The organism is Thiomonas sp. (genome assembly GCF_034007205.1).
In the GTDB taxonomy this organism is placed as follows: Bacteria; Pseudomonadota; Gammaproteobacteria; order Burkholderiales; family Burkholderiaceae_C; genus Thiomonas.
In genome coordinates, this window is record NZ_JAVERI010000039.1 from 1 (window position 1) to 4,970 (window position 4,970).

The window sequence follows — 4,970 nt, forward strand, 5'->3', positions numbered from 1 at the left end:
CCATGCCACCCAGCAGCATGGGAAATTTTTCCACTGTTTCCAGAACATATTCGGATTGATCCATGGCCACTTGCGGGCTGATCCCGGAGCACAAGGCTGTCCAGATCAGGCGGCCCATTTCGTCGACCCTGCGCACACCCGTATACTCGGTGACCGTCCCGGACGTTGTCACGGTGTCGTCGAAAACAGCCCAGTCTATCTGGACGCGATGGCTCGACTCTCCGATGCTTTGCCCCAGGTCCTGCCTGTCCGGCCTGATCAAAATCAGCGGGCACGACTCCGGCCCTGGCCTGTTGCGCTCGTCCATGCCGACAAGGATGGTCAGGGCCTTGTTGTACTTCTCGTCGGCCCACGCGATGAGCGCTGCATCTGCGGCAAGCACGGTCGAAATTTTATCCACAATATCCATCAGGCTTATGCCGCCCATGCAAACCTCCCGCTTTTACGCACGCTGTCATGCACCTTGTTTTCGATGTACCGCTGGATCGCGCGCTCGCGGTGGCGCATGACCGTGTCGAACAGGTCGCGGCCTGGGGTCTCGACCATGGTCGTTCCCTTGGCCAGCGGGACGCCGATGGCCCAGAAAAAACGGCGCATCTTCTTGGTCACGCGGGTCTTGAAGCCGCGCTGCAATTCCGCGCCGCGCTTGGCCGCGCTGTGCGAGAGCCAGCCGACGCGGACCTGTTCGCGCCCCGCGTCGTATTTGTAGCCAATGGCGCGCACGAGCTGGCCCATAGGATGCGTGCGCGGGATGCGCGGCATGCCCTTGGCGTCGTCGAAAACTCGGCCTGCGTGCGGGCCTGAGAGCGGGGACCATCTGGCCTCGCCGGGGCCGCCTTTGTAGATGTCGCCCTGTAGGTCCTTGCGCAGGGCCCAGCCGGCGGACTTGATGGCGCGGGCGAACTCACGCGGGAACTCTGCGGCCAGCCTGCGCAGATAAAGCCCGCCGCCGTCGTCGATGGACAAGCGGACAGCAGCTCCATTGGGCCCGCCGTCCAAAAACGGGTAGCGCCGCCCTGTGGATGTCGTGATCATCTCAGCCACTAGAACGCCCCCCGCACGCCAGTCTCAACCATGACCCGCCACGTCCCGGCGGTGCGGTCGTTGATCAGACGGTTGACATCGATGACAGTCCAGACCGTGCCGTCGCTCTCGGTGAACGTGTCGCGGTAGCCGACGGCGGCCACGTCCGTTTTGCTGACGCGGACCATGGCCACGCGCTGATTGCGGCCAGACACATCGGTCTTGCCCTCGGGCTGGTCGGTGATGAGCGCCGGGACGTCGGCCGTGGCCACGCCTGCGGCAGTGGTCCACGTTACCGGTTGGCCCGTTTGGATCAGTATATTTCTCACGTCGTCCTGAATACTCACACCGCCTCCCGCGCAATAATCGCCGCCTCTGCCTGCCTTCGCAAAACCAGCCCGGGCAACTTCCTGCCCCCACCAAAAACCCACCGCACGATCTCGTCACAAGCGTAGTCCCAGTCCTCGGCATCGATGCGTTTCTTAAGGGTGCTGGACTTGTACCTGGTGATCCCCAAATTGTAGACGAAGTCGGCGATCGCCTGGGCTATCTCCGGGTAGAGGGCGAGCCCCGGTGATGCCTTGATTGTTGCCATATAGTAGGCCATGGCGTCGGAATCGAGCCGTGCGTCGGCCTGCTCCTGTGTCCACGTTGCCCCCTTGGCGATGCCGGGACCTGTCGCGCCCCATCCGAGCGTCCAGACGCCAGCGGGGCAGAGGTAGGCCAGGAGCCTGCAGCCTTCGAAGCGGCGGATCAGGGTTAGCAAGATCTTCATCTGAGCACCGACGGTCGGCGAAGGCTGCGGTCGACGAACCAGAACGAAATGATGCTGGCCGCGATGGCTTTTTCCGGCTGGCCGAACACGGTCAAAAGGGCGGCCGCCACGGAAAAATCGTGCTGCAGCAGGCCGTAAAACTGCACGCTCATGGCCGCTGTGTAGAGGATGATCACCCACCAAAATGTGATGATTGGCCGCATGAGCGCATTGATCCCGTCCACCCACCGTACGCCAGTGCGTGCGCCCTGGGCTTTCGTCGCGGCGACGATAGCCTCGATTTCCTTCTGTCCCAGGATGACGTCGGCCTCGGCGTTGATCCGTTGGATCTCCATCTGCGCCCGCATCCGGTCGGCTTCGAGGTTCTTGTCCAGCATGGATAGTTCATGCTTGCGTTCGTCTTTGCGGTCCGCCCACTTCAGGAGTTCGGGTAATATGCGGAACACGCCACCGAAAAGCATTCCGAGCAGTTCGATCACTTCACACCTCCTGCGCTGTTGCGGTTCGCGAGCATGAGCAGCAGCCTGTCGGCCTTGTCGTCTTGCCGTCGCATCCACTCGAGGATCTCGCGTTGATGGCTGGCGATCCTGTCTTGGCATTCTCTGCGGCAGGCAGAGCACTCCGGGGCGGTGACAGAGGCCTCGCGCAGCGATGCATTGGCCTTATTGAGTTCGTCCACCTTGGCCGCGAGGTCGGTGATCTTGTCGTCCATCGCTTTGAGGTTGCGGCCCAGGCTCCATTTGAGGACTCCGGCAATGGCCCCTGCTCCAGCGAGCCCAACGGTCACGCTGATGCCAATTATCTGTGGCGTCATTGCCTCCATGCCACCTCCCTATTCGCGTTCCGGCAGGTCGATCATCATCACGTCTTCGGGCGTCGTCGCCGCGTCGATCATCGCCTTTGCCGCAAAGTATCCAAGCATCACGTGCTGGCCGATCATGGCTTTGTCGTATTCGAGCACGTCCATGATCGCTTCGGCCCCGCCGTAACCTTCGAGCATTTCTTGAACGTATGTGCGCAGCCGGGTGATGACGGCCGGGTCGGTAACGATCCCGGCCTGGATCGCGTGGCAGAGCAGTACCGCGCGCAGCACATCGGTGATCGTGTCCGGGTCGTCGCCAATGGCGACAGCCAGAGGCTTGCGTATTTTGAGCTTGAGGTACCTGGTGCGCGCGAGCTTCGCTTTTTCAAGCTCGGTCTCTTCGCCGGTCAGCAGGCGGCCGTATGTCTGGAACTCCATTTCGAGCTGTGTCATGCAGCGATCCTCGCCTTGTGCGCCTGCGGGAGGCGGTTGAACATTTCCTCATTCGCAGCCAGCGCGCGGCCGATGTGCCCCATGCTGGCCGTATCTTTGGCATGAGCTATCAAGGACCATGCGGTCGCGTCCTTGTTTCTGGCCACGGCCCTGTTGAACTTGTGCAGGCTGTAGCGACGGACCAGGCGGCCCCAGGGCCATGTCCGGTAGCCGACGAAGTTGACGCCGTCCCGGACCTTGCCAAGCGACCAGTGCGAAAGATTGAGGCGTAGGCGCGTGGCCAAGAATTCTTCCATGGCCTCTTTGACTTCCACCGCTTCGTCCCGGCCCATGCCGAACATGACCATGTCGTCGACGTAGCGGACATAGTTGCGAAGCTTCAGCTGGCGCTTGGCGTAGTGATCGGCCTCGTTCAGGTAGATCAGCGCGAAAAGTTGAGAGAGCAGGTTGCCGATAGGGATGCCGACGTCGCCAGGGCCGCCCGTAAAGAGGGCAATCACCGCGAGCATCCTGCCATCTTTTACCTTTCTGGCGATAAGGCTGCGCAGGATCTCGCGATCGATGGAGTAGAAGAACTTGCGGACATCGAGTTTGAGCAGGTAGCTCTCCGGGTCGCAGGTGCGCAGGGCGCGCAGAGCGTAGTCACTCGCGCGGTGCGTGCCCTTGCCGATCCTGCAGGCGAAGGACTGGTCGATAAAAGACCTGTCGAAGACAGGGTAGATGACCTTGTAGATGGCATGCTGCACGACCACGTCGCGAAAGTCCGGCGCCAGAATCTTCCTGGGCTTGGGCTTTGCAACCATGAATTCGCGGTAGGCCCTGGGCTTGTACGTGCCGGACATGATCTCTTCCCGCAGGGCAGAGACCTCGGCACCGAGCCTGGCCGCGAAACGCATGCAGGCAGCCTTGCCGCGCTTGGTGCGGCGGGCCTGCAGGTAGGCGTCATACAGCGCGTCCTGGGTGAACGCCTGGTCAAAGATGTTTCCAAGACGCTTCATAGGATCCCTCTCAGGCGTTCGCTGCTGCTACCAGAATGAGAGGGCTTACAGAGTTCGGCCTTGCGGCCGGGATAGACAATCCCTGTGCTCCACGATCTCAGTTTCGAGCATGAGGAGGGAGCGCAGTCGCAGCGAAACCCATTGTTGTTGTTCGCGTTCGTACGAGCATTGTTCAAATTGAGCGTGCACACGCCCGCATTCGAACCATTGTTCCAGTTGCCACCAGAGAGAGCACACAGCTTGTTGCCTACCCCAAATTTTACCATGCCCCGGCCTCCTGGGAGCGCGAGATCCACGCGCCGATCATCTTGCCGAGTTCGTCGATATGCCGGCTGATGGCCATATATCGCTTTGGCTCAGTCCCTTCGTTGTCGTCAGCCACGCATTTGGTGAACCCAAAGTACCCAAGCTCGTGGGCAAGAAAGACCTGCATGCGCAGCTGCTCGTGCGCGATGTCCAGCGCCGTGAGCGTTGTCTTCTTGTGATACCGCTTCATTCCCTCGACGATCAGATCATAGACCGCGTAGGCCGTGGTCCGGATCCGCGCGCACAGAGCGTAGCGCTCGTGCTTGGGGAAGTGGTTCAGATAGATATTCATGAGCCGCATCGTCTCCATGAACTTTCTGATCAGCGGGGCCTGGGTGATTTCAATCTTCATGTATTATCCTGTGGCGCTATCGCGCCACCTAGCCAGGGTAACAGGCGCAGCGAAACCCACGGGAGTTGTTCGCGGACGTACGAGCAGAGTTCAAAGAGAGCGAGCACACGCCCGCATACGAACCATAGTACCAGTAGCCACCAGAGAGAGCACACAGCTCGTTTCGAATGTATTGGTAGAACTGGTCAGTGCCAAAGAGGCTGGTGCCTCCGGACGATATGCCCCCGGCCTGGGGGACGAGGAGGCCTGTCAGCACATGTC

The 4,970-nt window shown here is 60.9% G+C and carries 9 protein-coding genes; all 9 read right to left on the reverse strand.

Annotated features, from left to right (window positions below; translation table 11 throughout):
- Nucleotides 1-427 (reverse strand): hypothetical protein (locus tag RBR52_RS15260; protein WP_320378129.1); only part of this gene is annotated, 427 nt, incomplete at its 3' end.
- Complete coding sequence (locus RBR52_RS15265; RefSeq protein ID WP_320378130.1) at nucleotides 415-966, reverse strand: hypothetical protein; 552 nt, start codon at nucleotides 964-966, stop codon at nucleotides 415-417. The genes RBR52_RS15260 and RBR52_RS15265, both read right to left, overlap by 13 nt.
- Before the next feature lie 77 nt (nucleotides 967-1,043).
- Complete coding sequence (locus RBR52_RS15270) at nucleotides 1,044-1,352, reverse strand: hypothetical protein (protein ID WP_320378131.1); 309 nt, start codon at nucleotides 1,350-1,352, stop codon at nucleotides 1,044-1,046.
- Nucleotides 1,353-1,366: 14 nt separating this feature from the next.
- Entirely contained in the window at nucleotides 1,367-1,798 is a 432-nt protein-coding gene (locus tag RBR52_RS15275) for a lysozyme (protein WP_320378132.1), read from the reverse strand.
- Nucleotides 1,795-2,277 carry a hypothetical protein gene (locus tag RBR52_RS15280; RefSeq protein WP_320378133.1) on the reverse strand — a complete coding sequence of 161 codons (483 nt, stop codon included), beginning with the start codon at nucleotides 2,275-2,277 and terminating at the stop codon, nucleotides 1,795-1,797. The genes RBR52_RS15275 and RBR52_RS15280 overlap by 4 nt, the downstream gene beginning before the upstream one ends.
- Nucleotides 2,274-2,621, reverse strand: coding sequence for a hypothetical protein (locus RBR52_RS15285; RefSeq protein WP_320378134.1), 348 nt, complete (start codon nucleotides 2,619-2,621; stop codon nucleotides 2,274-2,276). Before RBR52_RS15285 ends, RBR52_RS15280 begins: the two co-directional genes overlap by 4 nt.
- A 9-nt stretch (nucleotides 2,622-2,630) precedes the next feature.
- Nucleotides 2,631-3,053 (reverse strand): hypothetical protein, encoded by a 423-nt coding sequence (locus tag RBR52_RS15290; protein ID WP_320378135.1) that lies wholly within the window; start codon nucleotides 3,051-3,053, stop codon nucleotides 2,631-2,633.
- Complete coding sequence (locus tag RBR52_RS15295) at nucleotides 3,050-4,051, reverse strand: RNA-directed DNA polymerase (protein ID WP_320378136.1); 1,002 nt, start codon at nucleotides 4,049-4,051, stop codon at nucleotides 3,050-3,052. The genes RBR52_RS15290 and RBR52_RS15295 overlap by 4 nt, the downstream gene beginning before the upstream one ends.
- A gap of 259 nt (nucleotides 4,052-4,310) precedes the next feature.
- Nucleotides 4,311-4,709: a four helix bundle protein gene (locus RBR52_RS15300; protein ID WP_320378137.1), complete on the reverse strand. Its 399-nt coding sequence runs from the start codon at nucleotides 4,707-4,709 to the stop codon at nucleotides 4,311-4,313.
- Nucleotides 4,710-4,970 lie beyond the last annotated feature (261 nt).